At 73.8% G+C, this 19,186-nt stretch carries 3 protein-coding genes and 1 pseudogene; all 4 read left to right on the forward strand.

Features of this window, described 5'->3' with window-relative positions; translation table 11 throughout:
- The coding region (locus tag ACF089_RS04285) for an SDR family NAD(P)-dependent oxidoreductase (RefSeq protein WP_392021631.1) at nucleotides 1–7,215 on the forward strand (7,215 nt) is incomplete at its 5' end.
- Nucleotides 7,216–7,224: 9 nt separating this feature from the next.
- Nucleotides 7,225–15,603: pseudogene (locus ACF089_RS04290) on the forward strand (HAD-IIIC family phosphatase); the annotation flags it as partial.
- A complete protein-coding gene (locus ACF089_RS04295; protein WP_392021633.1) occupies nucleotides 15,596–18,064 on the forward strand; it encodes a thioester reductase domain-containing protein in 2,469 nt (822 codons plus the stop codon). The pseudogene ACF089_RS04290 and the gene ACF089_RS04295, both read left to right, overlap by 8 nt.
- The gene (locus ACF089_RS04300) at nucleotides 18,061–19,161 is read left to right on the forward strand and encodes an alpha/beta hydrolase (RefSeq protein ID WP_392021636.1); all 1,101 of its coding nucleotides are present in this window, start codon (nucleotides 18,061–18,063) and stop codon (nucleotides 19,159–19,161) included. The genes ACF089_RS04295 and ACF089_RS04300 overlap by 4 nt, the downstream gene beginning before the upstream one ends.
- The last annotated feature ends 25 nt before the right edge of the window (nucleotides 19,162–19,186 follow it).

Raw genomic sequence — 19,186 nt, forward strand, 5'->3', positions numbered from 1 at the left:
GTGCTGGCGGGTGTGGGTGCGGAGCATCCGTTGACGGGTGTGGTGCATGCGGCGGGTGTGCTGGACGACGGTGTGGTGTCGGCGTTGACTCCGGACCGGGTGGCGGCGGTGATGCGGCCGAAGGTGGAGGGCGCGCGTCTGTTGGACGAGTTGACCCGGGGTCTGGATCTTTCGGTGTTCGTGGTGTTCTCGTCGGCCGCGGGTGTGGTGGGGACGGCGGGTCAGGCGAACTACGCGGCGGCGAACGCGTGGCTGGACGCGTTGATGGTGTCGCGTCGTGCGGAGGGTTTGGCGGGCATTTCGATGGCGTGGGGTCTGTGGGCGGGTGCGAGTGCGATGACGGCGCATCTGGACGCGGGGGATCTGGCGCGGTTGTCGCGCAGTGGTCTGGCGCCGATGTCGGGGGAGCAGGGGTTGGCGTTGTTCGATGCGGCTCTGGTTTCGGGTCGGGGTGCGGTGGTTCCGGCTCGTCTGGATCTGGCGGCGTTGCGGACCCGGGCGGTGCGGGGGAGTCTGCCGTCGGTGTTCGCGTCGCTGGTCCGTGCGCCGGCGCGTCGGGCGGTGGCTGCCACGGGCGCGGACGAGGGCTCGTCATGGCTCGCCGACATGTCCGCCCTGGACGACGCCGAGCGCGAGACGGCACTCCTCCAGCTGGTGGGCACACAGATCTCCCTGGTGCTGGGCCTTGGACCGGCCGGTTCGGTGGAGCCGGATCGTGCTTTCCGTGACATGGGCTTCGATTCGCTGACCGGTCTTGAGCTGCGGCAGCGGCTCCAGACGGAGACAGGGCTCCGGCTGCCGTCGACCCTGGTCTTCGACTACCCCAACCGCACGGCGCTGGTCGGCTTCCTGGACGAGCAGATCCACGGCAGCACCGCCGCCGGCCCGACCGGCGCCTCCGCGATCACCGCGCCCACGGACGACGACCCGATCGTCATCGTGGGCATGGCCTGCCGCTACCCGGGAGGAATCGATTCGCCGCAGCGGCTGTGGGATGCGGTCGTCGACGGCCTCGACGCCGTCTCCGGGTTCCCGACCGACCGGGGCTGGGACATCGACGGCCTCTACGACCCGGACCCCGGCCGAGTGGGGACGACGTACACCCGGCAGGGCGGATTCCTCCACGACGCCGCCGTGTTCGACCCCGAGTTCTTCGGGATCAGTCCGCGTGAGGCGGCGGCGATGGATCCGCAGCAGCGGCTGCTGCTGGAGACCGCGTGGGAGGCGTTCGAGCGTGCCGGGATCGATCCGTCCTCGCTGCGCGGCAGCAGGACCGGTGTCTTCGCCGGCCTGATGGCGATGGAGTACGGGCCGCCCCTGCACGAGTCCATCGAGAGCATGGACGGATTCCGCATGCTCGGCAGCTCGTCGAGTGTGGCGTCGGGGCGTATCTCGTATCTGCTGGGTCTTGAGGGTCCGGCGATGACGGTGGACACGGCGTGCTCGTCGTCGCTGGTGTCGTTGCATCTGGCGGTTCAGGCGTTGCGGAACGGGGAGTGCTCGCTGGCGTTGGCGGGCGGGGTGACGGTGATGTCGACGCCGACGACGTTCGTGGAGTTCTCGCGGCAGCGGGCGATGGCTCCGGACGGCCGGTGCAAGGCGTTCTCCGACGACGCCGACGGCGCGGGGTGGTCGGAGGGTGTGGGGTTGTTGGTGGTGGAGCGTTTGTCGGACGCGGTGCGTCAGGGTCATCGGGTGTTGGCGGTGGTGCGTGGTTCGGCGGTGAATCAGGACGGTGGGAGCAATGGTCTGACGGCTCCGAATGGTCCGTCGCAGCAGCGGGTGATCCGGGACGCGCTGGCGAGTGCGCGGCTGGGTGCGGCTGATGTGGATGTGGTGGAGGCGCACGGTACGGGTACGTCGTTGGGTGATCCGATCGAGGCGCAGGCGTTGTTGGCGACCTATGGGCAGGGGCGTTCGGAGGAGCGGCCGTTGTGGTTGGGGTCGTTGAAGTCGAACATCGGTCACACCCAGGCGGCGGCGGGTGTCGCGGGTGTGATCAAGATGGTGCAGGCGATGCGCCACGGCGTCATGCCGCGCACGCTTCACGCGGACGAGCCCTCGCGCCATGTCGACTGGGAGTCCGGGACTGTGAGTCTGCTGACCTCCGAGCGGGAGTGGCCCGAGCTGGACCGCCCGCGCCGCTCGGCGGTGTCCTCCTTCGGCATCAGCGGGACCAACGCCCACGTCATCCTCGAAGCGGCCCCCCACGACCCCGCCGCTCCGGACCCGGCGCCGGAAGCGCCGATGGTCCCCTGGGTGCTGTCGGCCAGGACGCCGGCCGGGGTGCGGCGGCAGGCGGCACGGCTGCTCGACAGCGTCACCGGCGCGTCCGGCCCCGGCGTCCAGGACATCGGACACACCCTGGCCACGGGCAGGGCGCTGATGGAACACCGGGCCGTGGTCCTGGGCTCCGGGCGCGACGAGCTGACCGCCGCGCTGGCCGCCCTCGCCCGCGGTGAGGAGACGCCGGCCGCCGTCGTCGGAGCGGCCCGAGCCGTCGGCGCGGGCGGCCTGGCCCTGGTCTTCTCCGGCCAGGGCGCGCAGCGCGCCGGGATGGGACGGGAGCTGTACGAGCGGTACCCGGTCTTCGCCGAGGCGTTCGACGCCGTGTGCGACGCCGTGGACGGACATCTCGAAGGACACGCCGAACACCCGCTGCGGGACGTCGTGTTCGCCCCCGCCGGCTCCCCGGCGGCCGCGCTGCTGGACCAGAGCATGTACACGCAGACCGGGCTGTTCGCGCTGGAGGTCGCGCTGCTGGCGCTGCTGGACGCGTGGGGGGTGACTCCCGACTACGTCATGGGCCACTCCCTGGGCGAGATCACCGCCGCGTACGCGGCGGGCGTGCTCTCGCCGGCCGACGCCTGCACCCTCGTGGCGGCGCGCGGCCGTCTGATGCAGGCGCTGCCGACCGGCGGCGCGATGGCGGCGCTCGCCGTCGACGAGGCCGAGGCCGAGGGCTACATCGAGCAGGCGTCGCTGAAGGACGCGGTCGGGATCGCGGCGGTCAACGGCCCCGAGGCCGTGGTGGTGTCGGGCGACGAGGCGGCCGTGATCGCCGTCGCCGAGCACTTCCGGTCCCTCGGACGCCGGGTGCGCAGGCTCTCCGTGTCGCACGCCTTCCACTCCCACCGCGTGGACGCGATGCTCGACGAGTTCGCCGACGTGGTGGCCGGGCTCTCGTTCCGGGAGCCGGTGATCCCCGTGGTGTCGAATGTGACTGGCGGGCTGATCGAGCCGGAGCGTCTGTGCACCCCGCGGTACTGGGTGGAGCATGTGCGCCGGTCCGTGCGGTTCGCCGACGGCGTGCGCTGCCTGGCCGATCTGGGAGTCACCGCCTATCTGGAGGTCGGACCCGAGGCCGCGGTGACCCCCATGGTGCACGCCACCCTCGACGCGGTCCTCGGCGACGACGGCTTCGTCGCGGAGGCGGCGCTCCGATCCGGGGCGCCGGAGGCCCTCGCCCTCGCCCGGGCGCTCGCCCGGCCGTTCGTGGCGGGCGCGCCGATGGCGTGGGAGCGGCTGCTGACCGGCGGACGCCGCGTCGAGCTGCCGGGCTATCCGTTCGCGGGGCAGCGCTACTGGCAGGACGCGGCCGAGTCGACGGCAGGCGTCCGGGCCGCGGGGCTGAACGCCACCCGCCATCCGCTGCTCGGCGCGGCCGTGTTCCTCGCCGACGGCCAGGCGGTGCTCACCGGCCGCGTACTGCCCGGATCGCACCCCTGGCTCGCCGACCACACGGTCGGCGGCACGCCGCTGCTGCCGGGGACCGCCTTCCTCGAACTGGCGCTGTACGCCGGTGACGCGGTGGACTGCCCGCTCGTCGAGGAACTGACCCTGAGGACGCCGCTGGTCCTGCCGGGCGACAGCGCCGTATATCTCCAGGTCGTCGTCGGCGCCCCGGACGACGAGGGCCGCCGCTCCGTCGCCGTCCACTCCTCGTCCACGCCGACCGCCGGCGCCGAGCCGCCGGTCGAGCACGCGACGGGCGTGCTGTCCCCGGCGTCCCCGCCGCCCGCCGCCGCGTGGACCTGGCCGCCGGCCGACGCGCTCCCCGTACCGGTCGACGGTCTCTACGGCGAGCTGGCCGAGCGCGGCTACGGCTACGGACCGGCGTTCCAGGGGCTGCGCACGGCCTGGCGCACGGCCGACGCACTGTACGCGGAGGTCGAACTGCCCGTTCAGTCGGGTGAGTTCGGGATCCATCCCGCGCTGCTGGACGCGGCCCTGCACGCCGTCACCCTCGGGGTGCCGTCCCCCGCCGGCGCGGTCGCCCGCACCGACGGCGCCCGCCCGCTGCTGCCGTTCTCCTGGACGGGCGTCACGCTGGAGGCCTCCGGCGCGGCGACGGTACGGGTCCGGCTCACCGACGCCGGTGACGGCGGCGTCTCCCTGGCCGCCGTCGACACCGCGGGCCGGACCGTCATCACCGTGGACGCGCTGGCCCTGCGGCCGATGTCCGCGACCGCGCGGCCCGACCGGGACGGCGGGCTCCATCTGCGCTGGCGCGCGGTCCCGGCGGCGGAGCCGGCCCGGGAGCGCGGCCCCGAGACCGCCGTCGCCCACATCGAGCCCGGCGATCTCCACACCCGGCTCGCCGAGACGCTGGAGCGCGTACGGCGATTCCTCGCCGACCCGGCGAACGCCGAGGCGCGGCTCGCCGTGGTCACCCGGGGCACGCTCATGGAACGCCCCGATCCGGTCGCCGCCGCCGTGTGGGGCCTGCTGCGCTCGGCACAGGCCGAACACCCCGGCCGGCTGCTGCTCGCCGATGTGGACGAACGCTCGGACGCGGCCCTCGCCGCGGCCGTCGCCTCCGGCGAGCCCCAGGTGGCGGTCCGCGCCGGGCAGGTGTTCGTACCGAGGCTCAGCCGCTCCGCCCCGGCCGTACTGGCGCTGCCGGACGCCCGGGAATGGCGGCTGGAGACGACCGGCGACGGCGATCCCGCCGACTCCCTCGTCCTGGCCGCAGTCCCCGAGACCGCCGCCGATCCGCTCGGGCCGGAGGAGGTCCGGGTCTCGATCCGGGCCGCCGGGATCTGCCCGGCCGATCTGACCGAGGGCCCCGGCGCGCGGGGCTCCGAGGGAGCCGGCGTCGTCACGGACATCGGCGCCGGGGTCGACGGCGTGGCCGTGGGCGACCGTGTGCTCGGCCTGTTCCCGTACGGAGGGGCCCTGGGCACGACGGCGGTCACCGGCCACCGGTCGCTGCTCCGGGTGCCGAAGGGCTGGAGCTTCGCCGAGGCCGCCGCGGCCCCGCGCGCGTTCGTCACCGCCTGGCACGCCCTGGTGGACAAGGCCGGGCTGCGGAGCGGCGAGCGAGTGCTGATCCGCACCGGCTCCGACGACTCGGACAGCTCGGACAGCTCCGACGGCTTCGGCGGCTCCGAGGGCTTCGGCGCGGCGGCGGCCCGGATCGGCCGCCATCTGGGCGCGGAGGTCTTCGTCGCCCCGGATCCCGGCTCCCCGGACGCTCCGCGCGAGCCCGGGGCGGACGGGGCACGCCTCGCCGAACCGGCGACCGGCGCGGCCGCCGGGGAAACGCCGGCGGACTTCGACATCGTGCTGGACCTCACGGGGACCGCGGACGCCGCCCCGCTCGCCGACGGCGGCCGACAGGTGACCGCGGGCGCCGCCGGACGGCCCGGCGGCGCGACCTGGGATCTCGGAGACGTCCCGGAGGCGCGTCGGCAGACGATCCTCGCCGAACTCGCCGGTCTGCTCGCGACAGGATCGCCGCGCCCGCTGCCGGTCAGGGCCTACGACGTACGGTCCGCGGCCGACGCCTACCGCCGCCTCGGCGAGGACGGACACCCCGGCACGGCCGTCCTGACGATTCCCCGGCCGCTCGACCCGGACGGCACGGTCGTCGTCACCGGCGCGAGCGGCGCTCTCGGGCAGCTCGTCCTGCGGCGGCTCGTCGCCGAACACGGCGTACGGAATGTGCTGCTGCTCAGCCGCCGTGGCGGCGCGGCCCCCCAGGACCTGCTGGACAGCGGCGTCCGGGTGGATTCCGTGGCCTGCGACGCGGCCGACCGCGACCAGCTGGAGCGGGCCCTCGCCCGCATCCCGGCGGAGCGTCCGCCGACCGCCGTGGTGCACACGGCCGGGGTGCTCGACGACGGCGTCATCGAAGCCCTGACGCCGGACCGGCTCGCCACCGTGCTGCGCCCGAAGGCGGACGCGGCGCGCGCCCTGCACGAGCTGACCGCCGACGCCGATCTCGCCGCCTTCGTGGTGTTCTCGTCCGCCGCGGGCGTGCTCGGCTCGCCGGGCCAGGCGAACTACGCCGCGGCCAACGCCTATCTGGACGCCTTCGCCGCCCGCCGGCACGCGGCCGGACGGCCGGCGGTCTCGATCGCCTGGGGACTGTGGACGGAGAGCAGCGCGATGACGGACGGTCTGGGCGCCGCCGACCGGAGCCGGATCGCCCGTACGGGACTGCTGCCCACCGCCGCCGACGAGGGTCTCGCCGCCTTCGACCGGGCGCTCACCGGCGCCCTGCCGGTCGTCGTCCCGGTGCGCGTCGACCCGGCCGCGCTCCACGCGGACACCGCCCCACCGGTCCTGCGGGAGCTGCTGCCCGCCGCGAACCGGCGGACGGCGGAGCACGCCGGGGCCGCCCCCGCCGAATCCCTGGAGAGCGTGCTGCGCGGACTGCCCGACGAGCAGCGGCGCGAGATTCTGCTCGATCTGGTCCGGACCGAGATCGCCCTGGTGCTCGGACACAGCGACCCGCGCGGCGTCCCCGCCGACGGCGCGTTCCGCGATCTCGGCTTCGACTCGCTCACCGCCGTCGAACTGCGCAACAGGATCAACAAGCGCACCGGGCTGAGGCTCGGCGCGACCGCCGTGTTCGACCATCCGAGCCCGCGCGATCTGGCGGCCCATCTGCTCGACGGGCTCGTCCCGGCTCCCGCCGACGCGCGGGACTCCGGCGAACCGACCTACGAGCGGGTCATGTCGTACCTCACCAGCATCCGGAACAACCTGGCCGTACTGGAGCTGACCGGCGCGCAGCGAGCCGCGCTGGCCGAGACCGTCCGGGACATGTCGGGGCCGTGGACCGACGGGACGGAGACCGCGACGGGGGCCGGCGAGCCGGCCCCGGCCGGACTCGCGTCGGCGACCGCGACGGAAGTCCTCGACTTCGTCACCAACAGCCTCGGCATCTCCATCTCCGGCGACGAATCGCCCACCGACCCGAGTTGAGAGTGAGCCATGCCCACCGAAGACGAGCTGCTGAAGTACCTCAAAGCGGTCTCCGAGGAGCTGCACACCACCCGCGGCCGGCTCCAGACGCTGGAGAACCGCCGCCATGAGCCCGTGGCGATCGTCGGCATGAGCTGCCGGCTGCCCGGCGGGGTCTCCTCGCCGGACCGCCTGTGGGAGATGGTCGTCAAGGGAGAGGACGCGATCGGCGCGTTCCCGACCGACCGGGGCTGGGACGTCGACGCGCTGTACGACCCGGAGCCGGGAAGCCCCGGCAAGACGTACACCCGCTCGGGCGGGTTCCTGTACGACGCGGCGGACTTCGATCCGGCGTTCTTCGGGATCGCCCCGCGCGAGGCGCAGGGGATGGACCCGCAGCAGCGCCTGATGCTGGAGGCGTCGTGGGAGGCCCTGGAGAGCGCCGGGATCAACCCGCAGAGCCTCAAGGGCACCCGTACCGGCGTGTTCGCCGGCTCCTTCCACCACGACTACGACCCCGGCGGCGGAAGCGTCGGCAGCCTCGTCTCCGGGCGCGTCGCGTACACGCTCGGCCTCCAGGGGCCCGCCGTCACGGTGGACACGGCGTGCTCGTCGTCCCTGGTCGCGGTCCACCAGGCCATCCAGTCCCTGCACCGCGGCGAGTGCGCCCTCGCGCTGGCCGGCGGGGTGACCGTGCTCTCCACCCCGGGCGTCTTCGTCGAGTTCTCCCGTCAGCGCGGGCTCGCCCCCGACGGCCGCTGCAAGCCCTACGCCACCGCCGCCGACGGCACCGGCTGGGCCGAGGGCGCGGGACTGCTGGTCCTGGAACGGCTCTCCGACGCGGAGCGGCACGGCCACCGGATCCTGGCCGTGGTGCGCGGATCCGCCGTCAATCAGGACGGCGCGTCCAACGGCCAGACGGCTCCCAGCGGGCCCGCGCAGCAGCGGGTGATCCAGGACGCGCTGGCCGGCGCCCGGCTGACCGCCGCCGACGTCGACATCGTCGAAGGACACGGCACCGGCACCACGCTCGGCGATCCGATCGAGGCTCAGGCGTTGTTGGCGACCTACGGTCAGGGGCGGTCGGAGGACCGGCCTTTGTGGTTGGGGTCGTTGAAGTCGAACATCGGTCATACGCAGGCTGCCGCCGGTGTCGCGGGTGTGATCAAGATGGTGCAGGCGATGCGCCACGGCGTCATGCCGCGCACCCTCCATGTCGACGAGCCGACGCGTCACGTCGACTGGACCGCCGGCCGGGTCGAGCTGCTGACGGAGAACCGGCCGTGGCCCGAGAGCGATCGCCCGCGCCGGGCGGGTGTGTCGACCTTCGGCTACAGCGGGACGAACGCGCACGTGATTCTGGAGTCGGCTCCGGTGTCTGGCCCGGAGTCGGGGTCGGGGTCGGGGTCGGGGTCGGGTTCGGTGTCTGTGGGTTCGGGTGTGGTGCCGTGGGTGTTGTCGGGTCGGAGTGGGGTGGCGTTGGGGGAGCAGGCGGGTCGGTTGTTGGCCCATGTGGCTGGTGGTGGTGGTGTGGGTGTGCGGGATGTGGGGTGGTCGTTGGTGTCGGGGCGGGCGGTGTTGGAGCACCGTGCGGTGGTGGTGGGTCGGGGTGCGGGGGAGTTGGTTTCTGGTTTGGGCGGGTTGGTGGAGGGGCGTGTGGGGTCTGGGGTGGTGGTGGGGAGTGGTGCGGTGTCCGGGAGTGCTTCGGGTGTGGTGTTGGTGTTTCCGGGTCAGGGTTCGCAGTGGTTGGGGATGGCACGGGAGTTGCTGGGGTTCTCGTCGGTGTTCGCGGGGCGGATGGCTGAGTGCGGGGCGGCGTTGGAGCCGTTTGTGGAGGGGTGGTCGTTGCTGGATGTGGTGCGGTCCGGGGACGAGGAGGTCTTGGGGCGGGTTGATGTGGTGCAGCCGGTGTTGTGGGCGGTGATGGTGTCGTTGGCCGAGGTGTGGGGTTCGTTGGGTGTGCGGGTGGGTGCGGTGGTGGGTCATTCGCAGGGGGAGATCGCGGCGGCGTGTGTGGCGGGTGGTTTGTCGTTGGTGGATGGTGCGCGGGTGGTGGCGTTGCGTTCGCGTGCGGTGGTGGGGTTGTCGGGGTGTGGGGGGATGGTGTCGGTGCTGGCGTCGGTGGAGCGGGTGTCGGGGTGGTTGTCGGGCGGGTTGTCGGTGGCGGTGGTGAACGGTCCTGAGCAGGTGGTGGTGTCGGGGTCGGTGGGTGAGCTGGATGTGCTGGTGGAGCGGTGTGGGGTGGAGGGGGTGCAGGTGCGTCGGATCGCGGTGGATTACGCGTCGCATTCGCCGCAGGTGGAGGAGCTGCGGGAAGGGCTGTTGGAGGCGTTGTCGGAGGTCCGGCCGCGGTCGGGGCGGATTCCGTTGTTCTCGACGGTGTCGGGCGGGTTGATCGACACGGCGGTGATGGACGGGGAGTACTGGTTCACGAATCTGCGGGAGACGGTCCGGTTCGACACGGCGGTGGCGAGCCTCCTCGAAGCCGGACACCGACTGTTCGTCGAGGCCAGCCCGCATCCCGTACTCCTCGGCGCGCTCACGCAGAACGCCGACCATGCCGGGATCTCCGGTGTGACCGCTGTCGGGACCCTGCGCCGGGGTGAGGACGAGCCGGAGCGTCTGCTGCGCAGCGCGGCGGAGCTGTTCGTCGCGGGTGTGGACGTGGACTGGTCGCCCTGGCTGGCGGGCGGTCGCCCGGTCGAGTTGCCGACGTACGCCTTCCAGCGGCACCGGTACTGGCGGCCCGCCGCCGCAACGGCCGCCGACGTCGGCTCCGCCGGACTGGGCGCGGTACGGCATCCGCTGCTCGGCGCGGCCGTGCGCCTGGCGGGCGGCGACGAGGTCGTCCTCACCGGACGGATATCCCGCGCCACACACCCCTGGCTGGAGGACCACGGCGTCTTCGGCACCGTACTGCTCCCCGGCACCGCCTTCGTCGAACTGGCCCTCCGGGCCGCCGAGGAGGTCGGCCGGGCCGCCCTGCGGGATCTGACCCTCCGCGCGCCGCTGATCCTCCCCGAACACGGCGAAATCGATGTGCAGGTCCAGGTGGGAGCCGTGGACGGCGGCGGCCGACCGCTGGACGTCTACTCCCGCCCCCGCCGGACCGACGGCACGGCGGAGTGGACCCACCACGCCGCCGCCGTCCTCACCGAGGGCCCCGCCGAACCGGCCGAGACCACCGGAGCCCTGTACGCCGCCGACTGGCCGCCCCCCGAGGCGGAACGGCTGGACGTGACCGCGCACTACGACACGATGGCCGACGCCGGTCTGGAGTACGGACCGGCGTTCCAGGGCCTGTCCGACGTATGGCGGCTCGGCGACGAGATCCTCGCCCGCGTCACCCTGCCCGGCCGGCAGACGGAGGAGGCGCACCGCTTCGGCATCCACCCCGCCCTGCTGGACGCGGCGCTCCAGGCCGCCGCGGTGGACGGGCCGAAGGACCCCCGGGGGCGTACACCGCTGCCCTTCTCCTTCGGCGCGGTGACCCTGGACTCCCGGGGCGCGAGCGAGGTGCGCGTGCGTATCGCCCCCACCGGGCGCGACACCTTCACCGTGGAGACGGCGGACCCGTCCGGCGCGCCCGTCGCCCGGATCGACTCGCTGCTGGTGCGCCCGGTGGCCGCCGGTGATCTCGCCGCCGCGGGGAGCGCCACGGAGACGCTGCTCGCCGTCGAATGGTCCGTGTACGAGGGCGGCGACACCGCGGACAGCGGCGCGGACGCCCCGGACATGACGCTGCTGAAGATCGGCGAGGCCGGGCCCGACACCGGTGACGAGGCCGCCCGGGCACGGGACGTCCTGGGCGGGACGCTCCGCGAAGTGCAGCGCTGGCTGGAGCAAGGCCAAGGCCAAGGCCACGGCCAGGACCAAGAAGAGGACCAGGACCAGGACCGACGGGCTCCGGCGCGGCTGGTCGTGCTGACCCGCCGTGCGGTGCTGACCGGAGCCGAGGAGCCCGGCGCCGGGATCAATCTCGGCCACGCCCCGGTGTGGGGCCTGATCCGCGCCGCCCGTGCGGAGAACCCCGGCCGGGTCGTCCTCGTCGACGTCGACGGCGACTATCCCGACCACCTCGACGAGGGGACGCTGAGGGAGGCGCTCCGCTCGGGACTGCCCGAACTCGCCGTCAGGGACGGGAAGGTGTACGCGCCCGTCCTGCGCCGCCGGGCGACCGAGCCGTCCGACGGCACGGCCGGCGCGCTGGGCACGGGCACCGTTCTGATCACCGGCGGAACGAGCGGGCTCGGCGCGCGGGTCGCCCGGCACGCCGCCGGGCTCGGCGCGCGCCATCTGCTGCTGCTGTCCCGGCGCGGCCCCGAGGCCGAGGGGATCGAGACCCTCCGGAAGGAGATCGCCGCCCTCGGGGCCGAGGTCACCGTACGGGCCTGTGACGCCGCCGACCGCGACCAGCTGGAGCGGGCGCTGGCGGAGGTGCCGGAGGAGTATCCGCTGACGGCCGTCGTCCACGCCGCCGGAGTGCTCCGCGACGGCGTCGTCGCGTCGATCGACGCGGACGGTCTGGACGCGGTGCTGCGGCCGAAGACGGACGCGGCCTGGCATCTGCACGAGCTGACGGCCGGGGCCGACCTGTCCGCCTTCGTGGTCTTCTCGTCGGTCGCGGGAGTGCTCGGCGGAGCCGGGCAGGGCGCCTACGCCGCCGCCAACGCCTTCCTCGACGCGCTCGCGCAGGAGCGCCGCCGCACCGGCCGGCCCGGACTCTCGCTGGCCTGGGGCCTGTGGGCGGAGCGCACCGGGATGACCGGACACCTCGGCGAGGCCGATCTGGAGCGGATCAACCGGGGCGGGATCGCCGCGCTCGGCACCGAGAAGGGCCTCGCCCTTCTCGACGCCGCGCTCGCCCGGGGCGCGGACGGCGACGCGCTGCTGCTGGCCCTCGCCCTCGACGAGACCGTCCTGCGCCACACCGAGCCCGGGCTGCTTCCCCCGCTGCTGGCCGGCCTGTTCCCGAGGCGCCGACGCGTCGCCGTGGCCCGGTCGGGCCGTGCGGGCGGACCGGCGGGATCCGTCGCGCCGGAGTCGCGGGAAGCGGTGCTGGAGCGGCTGCGGTACCGATTCGCCCGCACCATGGGCTTCGACACCGAGGAGATCGACCCGGCCGCGCCGCTCGTCGGCCAGGGCCTGGACTCCGTGATGGCCATGCAGATCCGCAGCCTGATCGAATCCGACTTCGGCCAGACCCTGCCGATCGCGTCGATGTTCAACGGCGCGAGCGTCGCGAGCCTCGCCGACCAGATCGTCGCCGGGGCGGCCGACGGGGGCGGAGCGGAACCGGCGGCCGGGAGCGCCGAGTCCGCCGCGTCCGCCGAGCGGGTCCCGGACGTCGTACGCCACCCGGCCACCCGGGACGTCGTACGCCTGCTCCGCGCGGAGCAGCACGGCACCCCCGCCGCCACCCACCACATCGGGCTGGCCGTACGGCTCGCTGCCGCGACGACCCGGGAGCGGCTCGCCGAGCTGATCGCCGATCTCGCCGGACGGCACGCGGCCCTGCGGACCGGGATCGTCCCGGACGCCGACGGCGGGCTGCTGCTGGAGGTGCGCCGCTCCCCGGCCGGCGAGCTGACGCGCTGGTCGCCGGTGGAGGAGGGCACGGACCCGGACGAGCGGCTGCGCGAGCTGATGGAGCCGCCCTTCGATCTCGCGACCGGTCCGCTGTGGCGGTTCGAGCTGCTGGTGTACCCGAGCGGCGAGCAGGTGCTCGTCCTCGGCGCGCACCACGCGGTCTCCGACCTGGCGTCGCTGACGCTGGTCGCCGGTGAGCTGGGCGCCGGCCTCGGCGGCTCCGCGCCGCCCGCCCTCGTCACCAACCGGGACGTCGACCTGCTGCTGAGGGCGCAGGCCGCCCGGCCGGCGGACGGCGCGGGCCCCGCGGCCGACTGGCGCGAGGACTTCGCCGGGGTCCGGCGGCTGGACCTGGAGCAGTCCCGACGGCCCGAGCGGCGGTCCTTCCGCTCCGCCACGCATCTGGTGGATCTGGAGCCGGACCTCCAGGAGCGGGTGGCGGCCCGGGCCAACCGCCTCGGGATCACCCCGGCCGCCTTCTGGCTCGGCGTGCTGACGGTGCACCTCGCGCGGCTGCGCGGGCGGAACAGATTCGTGCTGGCGGTCCCGGTGGACACCCGGATGCATGTCGGCGCCCTCGACGCGGTCGGCTACTTCGGGCTGCCCATCCCGTTCGCCGCCCGGGCGGAGACCGGGGAAGCCGTCGCCGACGTACTGCGGCGCACGGACGCCCGGCTCAGCCGGGTGCTGGAACGGGGCGTCACCTTCTTCGACGCGATGTCCGCCCTCGTCGAGGAGGGGCTGTACCGCGCGGACGCGCCCCTCGTCGAGGTCTACTTCAACTACATGCCGCCGAGCGCCGGCACGGCCGAGGGCCTGCGGATCCTGCCGGCGGGCACCGGCCACTCCGACCTCGATCTCATGGTCACCGTCATGCCGGGCCTCGGGAAGCTGGGGCTCGAGTACAGCGTCGACGTCCTCGACGAGACGGGCTGCGCGGAGCTGGGGCGGGCCTTCCTCGCCCTCGCCGCCGAGATCGCCGACGGCCCCGACACCCTCGTCGCCCTGCCGGAAGGAGCCCTCGTGGCCCAGGAAACCGCGCCCGACGGCCGACTCGCCGCCACGGCCCCCGTGCCCGTGCCCGTGCCCGGCGCCCAGGTCGCCGTCGCCGCCACCTTCGCCCTCGGCAATCTCCCGGCCATGCTGGCGCTCGCCCTGGAGGACCTGGAGGACCCGCGGGACCCGGCTCCGGGCACGACCGCCGACAGCGGCCCCCCGGAGGTGGTCGAGGCCCCCTACCACCAGGTCCTGGCGAGCCTCCACGACCCGGGCGGCGTGCTCGCGCAGACCGCGACCTCCGTCGGTCTGGTCCTGCTCCGCGCCGGTGATCTGACCCGCTTCGCACCGGGGGACGGCGATCTGCTCGACCAGCTCGCCGACGAGTACCCGGCCGCCCTGACCGCCCTCGCCGACCGCACCCGCACCCCGCTCGTCGTGGCCTTCCTCCCGGAGAAGCCGGAGCACCCGGAGCACCCGGAGCATCCGGAACGCCCCGAGAAGCCGGAGCACCCGGAGAAGACGGACCCGGACCACGAGCGGTCGCGCGCCTGGGAGCGGCGGGTGACGGCACGTCTCGCGGACCGGCCCGGCATCGCCGTACTGCCCTCCGACTCCTGGGCCGAACCGGCCGGCGGCGACCTTCCGGCGGACGGCGTGTTCGACGCGCACACCGACGACATCGCCCATCTGCCGTTCCAGGACGAGTTCCAGGCGCTCGTGGCCCTGCGCCTCGCCGACACCGTCCACCGGATCCGCAGCCGGCCGCCCAAGGTGATCGTGGTCGACGGGGACGAGACCCTGTGGAGCGGGGTGGCCGGCGAGATCGGGCCGGAGCACGTCGATCTGACCGGGCCCCGCGCGCTGCTCGCCGAACGGCTGCTCCAGTGGCGGGCCGCCGGAGTGCTGCTCGCCCTGGTCTCCAACAACGACGAGGAGACGGTCCACCGGATCCTCGACCGGCCGGACAGCCCGCTGCGCCGCGAGCACTTCGCCGCGGTCTCCGCGGCCTGGGAGCCGAAGTGGACACGGATCACGGCCATCGCCGAGGAACTGCGGCTGGGCCTGGACAGCTTCCTCTTCCTCGACGACAACCCGGTGGAGATCGCCGGGGTGCGCGCCCAGCTGCCCGAGGTGCTCTGCGTCACCTGCCCGCCCGCCGCCGAACTCGGCGGATTCCTCGCCCGGCTGTGGCCGATCGTGCCGAGGGCGGCCACGGCGGAGGACGCCGCCCGGGCCGACTACTACCGGCAGGAGCGGGTCCGCGACGAGGCCCGCACCCGGATGAACTTCGCCGAGTTCCTCGACGACCTCCGGCTCGAACTCGACATCGAGCCGGTGTCCGAGGAGTCGGCCGAGCGCACCGTCCAGCTCAGCCGCCGCACCAATCAGTTCAATCTGCGGCCCCGGGCCCTGGACGCCGCCGGACTGGAACGGCTGCGGCGGGACGGCGAGGTGTGGACGGCGACCGCGCGCGACCGGTTCGGCGCGTACGGGCAGATCGGCGTCCTGGCCGTCCGGCGGGACGGGGACGCGCTGGAGGTGGTCGCCTGGATGATGAGCTGCCGGGTGCTCGGACGAGGGGTGGAGGACCGGCTGCTGCGATGGCTCGCGGACCGGGCCGAGGCCCTCGGCTGCGCCACGGTGCGCCTGGTGGCCGACCGTACGCCCCGCAACATCCCCGCGCGGCGTCTGGTCTCCCGGCTGGGCGGAGGAGAGGTGGAGGCGCCGCGGCTGGAGACGGCGGTCGCCCCGGCGCAACTCCGGGAGTTCCGTTCCTGGGACCTCGGATCGGACATCGCAGCGGAGGTCAGCAATGCCTGATGCGGGCAACGGCGCCAGCCGTAACCCCAGTGTCGACCGGCGGCCGGAGGAAGAGGTGATCGAGCGGCGCGGCCCGGGGCGGACCCAGGCGTCCGAACTGCTGGCCCGATTCCGCAGACCGGCCCCCGCGGCCGCGCCGACGGCCCCCGCCGCCGGCACGGGCCGGCGCGGCGTCGAGCAGGTCGCCGCGGAGATCGTGGCCCGGTCCGCCCGCTTTCTGTCGGGGGGCGCGGCCGACGCCGAGACGGATCTCTTCGACGCCGGTCTCTCCTCCATCGACGCGGTGGAACTGGTCGCGCTCATGGCCCGGGAGCTGAACGTACGGGTGAGCCTGGACGACGTCTTCGCGGACGCCCGGCCCCGCCGGCTCGCGCAGCGCTGGGCCGAGGCCGCCGGGCTGCCCACCGCCGTCGCGAACACGGGCGTGGCGAACACCGACGTGGCGAACACCGCCACCGCGAGCCCGTCCACCGCGAGCACGCCCGGCATCAGCACGCCCGGCATCAGCCCGTCCGCCGCGAGCGCCGCGGCCGCCCCCGCCGTACGGGAGGCGGCCGCGCCGGCCCCCGCCCGCGCGGCGCACGGGGACGACGAGGACCTCGGGACCGTGCTGGCCGATCTCGCGCTGGCCGACCGGCTGCCCTTCAGCGCCCAGGCCGAACCCCGGCCGCCGCGCCGGATCCTGCTCACCGGCGCCACCGGCTTCCTCGGCAGCCATCTGCTGCTGGATCTGCTGCGGCAGGGCGACGCCCATGTGGTGTGCCTGGTGCGCGCGGCCGACGACGAGGCCGCCGGAGCACGCCTCGCCGAAGCGCTGGCGAGTTTCGGCCAGCCCTGGTCCTTCGAGGTGCGGCGGCGGGTCACGGTGCTCGCGTCGGACATCCGGCGGCCCCGGCTCGGTCTGTCCCAGGAGCGCTGGGAGAGCCTGGCGAGGGAGATCGACTCGATCGTCAACGTCGCCGCGGCGGTGGACTTCCTGCGCGGCTACCCCTCGCTGCGGCAGACCAATGTGCTCGGCCCGCTGCTCCTGGCGGAGCTGGCGATGACCGGACGGCCCAAGCCGCTGCACCACATCTCCTCCGTCGCCGTCTTCAACGAGGTCGGCATCGCGAAGATGGGCGAGGACGATCCGGTCGCCCATCTCGATCTGCTGTCCGCGGGCTACGACAAGTCCAAGTGGGCCGCCGAGGCCGCGCTGCGGCGGGCCCGGGAGCACGGTCTGACCGTGACCTTCCTGCGCCCGGGCGCGATCGGCGGCCACACCCGTACCGGTGTGTACAACCCGCGCGATCTGAGCACCGGGCTGATCGGGGCGTTCTCCCGCTACCGCACCGTGCCCGCGTTCAAGTTCATGAATCTCGCGCCGGTGGACTGGGTCAGCCGGGTCGCGGCCGCGATCGTCTTCGACCCGAAGGCCTGGGGCCAGAACTACCATCTGACCGGCCGGGCGGAGACTCTGCCGGAGCTGGTCAAGGACATGAAGCTGGCCGGGATGAACGTACGGGTGGCCGGCTGGCGGGAGTGGCGGGACGACCTGATCCGGCGGCACGGCGCCGATCCGGTGCCCGAGCTGGACTTCCTGGTGAGGATTCTGCGCAGCCCCACCGCCGTGAAGCTCTTCGAGGCGCTGATGTTCGGCCCCGAGGCCGGGGCGGACCGCACCGAGGCGTTCCTGGCCAGGCACCGGCTGCCGATGCCCGAACGCTACGGCTCCCAGGCCCAGCTGAAGGCCTTCGAACGGATGGCGCTGGACGGCGTGGCCCGGCTCCCCAGCCGCGAGGACCCGCCCTATCTGTCGTTCCGCGAGCGGACGAAGGGACATGTCGGCCCGGTCGGCGAGGCCGCCGACACCAAGTGCCGGATGGCGTTCACGCTGTCGATCGCCAGCATGTACCAGGTCGTACGGCACCGGAGGATCGACGTCCGGGGCGAGGTGCGCTGCGAACGGCTGCACGCGGAGCCGCTGACGGTGGTGAACGGCGAGATCCTGGTCCGCCCCGACGAGGGCGTACCGCTCCGCCACGGCGGCGACCACCCGCTGCTGCGCTACCGGCTGGAGCTGGCCGACCGGGACGGCGGGCGCTGGTGGCTGGAGGGCTGGAAGACGGCCCGCGCCCGCCGTGACTTCTGGAAGCAGACCCGCACGCTGGAGATCACCATCGGCCGCGAGGGCGAGCCGGCGAGCGTGGCCGGGATCGTCAGGGTGCCGGCCAAGAGCTACGTCCCGGACCAGATCGACGGGATCCGGGTCGATCCGAGGCTGTCCTCGCAGGAGCGGAGGCTCGCCAAGATCGCCTGGCTGTCGTGGTTCTTCGTCCAGGTGGGCATGGGGCTCGCGGAGCCGTCGATGCGGGCCGCCGCCGAGCTGATGGACCTGCGCCGGGACGCGCTCGACCGGGACAAGGACAAGCTGCGACGCAGGATCAGGAAGCTGATGACGCAAAGGGAGCAGATCCGATGACGCCGAGGCCCCTTCACTCCGCGCTCGGCGACAGGGTCGAGGAGATACCCTTCACCGCCTCGGACGGCACCGAGCTGGCCCTGTGCCGGATCGCCTCCGAGGACGGGGCCGCCGACCGCCCGCCGGTGCTCGTCCTGCACGGGCTCACCGCCTCGTCGGACATGTTCACCCTGCCCGAGACCCGCAATCTGGTCGACGTCCTGCTCGACGCGGGCTATGAGCCCTGGCTGCTGGACTGGCGCGGGAGCTGCCGTCTTCCGTACAACGAGGGCCGGGAGCGCTACACCTTCGACGATGTGGCGCTCTACGACATCCCCGAGGCGGTGTCGCTGATCCGGGAGCGGACCGACGGCCGGCCGCTGCTGGTCGTCGCGCACTGCATCGGGGCGCTGTGCCTGTCGATGAGCATGGCCGCCGGGCTGGTGCCCGGGCTGGCCGGCGTCGTCGCGCAGGGGGTCTTCCTCACCCCGAAGATGTCCTGGAAGACCCGGGCGCGGCTGCACTTCGGCGGGGAGCTGCTGCGCTCGCGCGTCGCGACCATCCCCACCGACATCAGGAAGGTGGGGCTGTGGTCGAAGTACTCCCTGCTCTTCGCGGAGGTCTCGCTGGGAGCCGAGTGCAAGGACCCCAACTGCCAGATCCTGCAGAACGACTCCTGGGGCGTCGGCGGCTCGCTCTTCGAGCACGACAATATCCACCCCGTCACCCACGACCGGCTGGCCGATCTGTACGGGGCGGTGCCGATGTGGATCCTCCCGCATCTGCGCGGCATCGAACTGGCCCACAGCGTGCTCCGGTTCAACACCGGCGACGGCCGGTACGACGCGCTCCCGGCCAACGCGCTCGACGAGGCGGGCCGGACCGAGGCGCCGCTGCTGCTGCTCTCCGGCAGTGACAACCGCTTCTGGTACGACTCCAACAAGCTCTGCCACGAGGTCCTGTCCAGCCGGTATCCGCAGCTGGACGTCCGCTACGCGGAGGTGCCGGGATACGGCCATCTCGACACGTTCATCGGCCGCAACGCGGCCCTGGACGTGTTCGGTCACATCGTGGACTTCCTCGACGAGTGCCGGTCCGTCGCCGCCGCCGGGGTCTGACGGCGGGGTCTGACGGCGGGGGCGG

Source organism: Streptomyces sp. NPDC014894, from assembly GCF_043080985.1.
GTDB lineage: Bacteria > Actinomycetota > Actinomycetes > Streptomycetales > Streptomycetaceae > Streptomyces.

What these genes read in the sequence shown, in the direction of transcription:
- ACF089_RS04295 (WP_392021633.1), top strand. Translation starts at nt 15,596, where the DNA reads ATGCCTGATGCGGGCAACGGCGCCAGCCGTAACCCCAGTGTCGACCGG.
- ACF089_RS04300 (WP_392021636.1), top strand. Translation starts at nt 18,061, where the DNA reads ATGACGCCGAGGCCCCTTCACTCCGCGCTCGGCGACAGGGTCGAGGAG.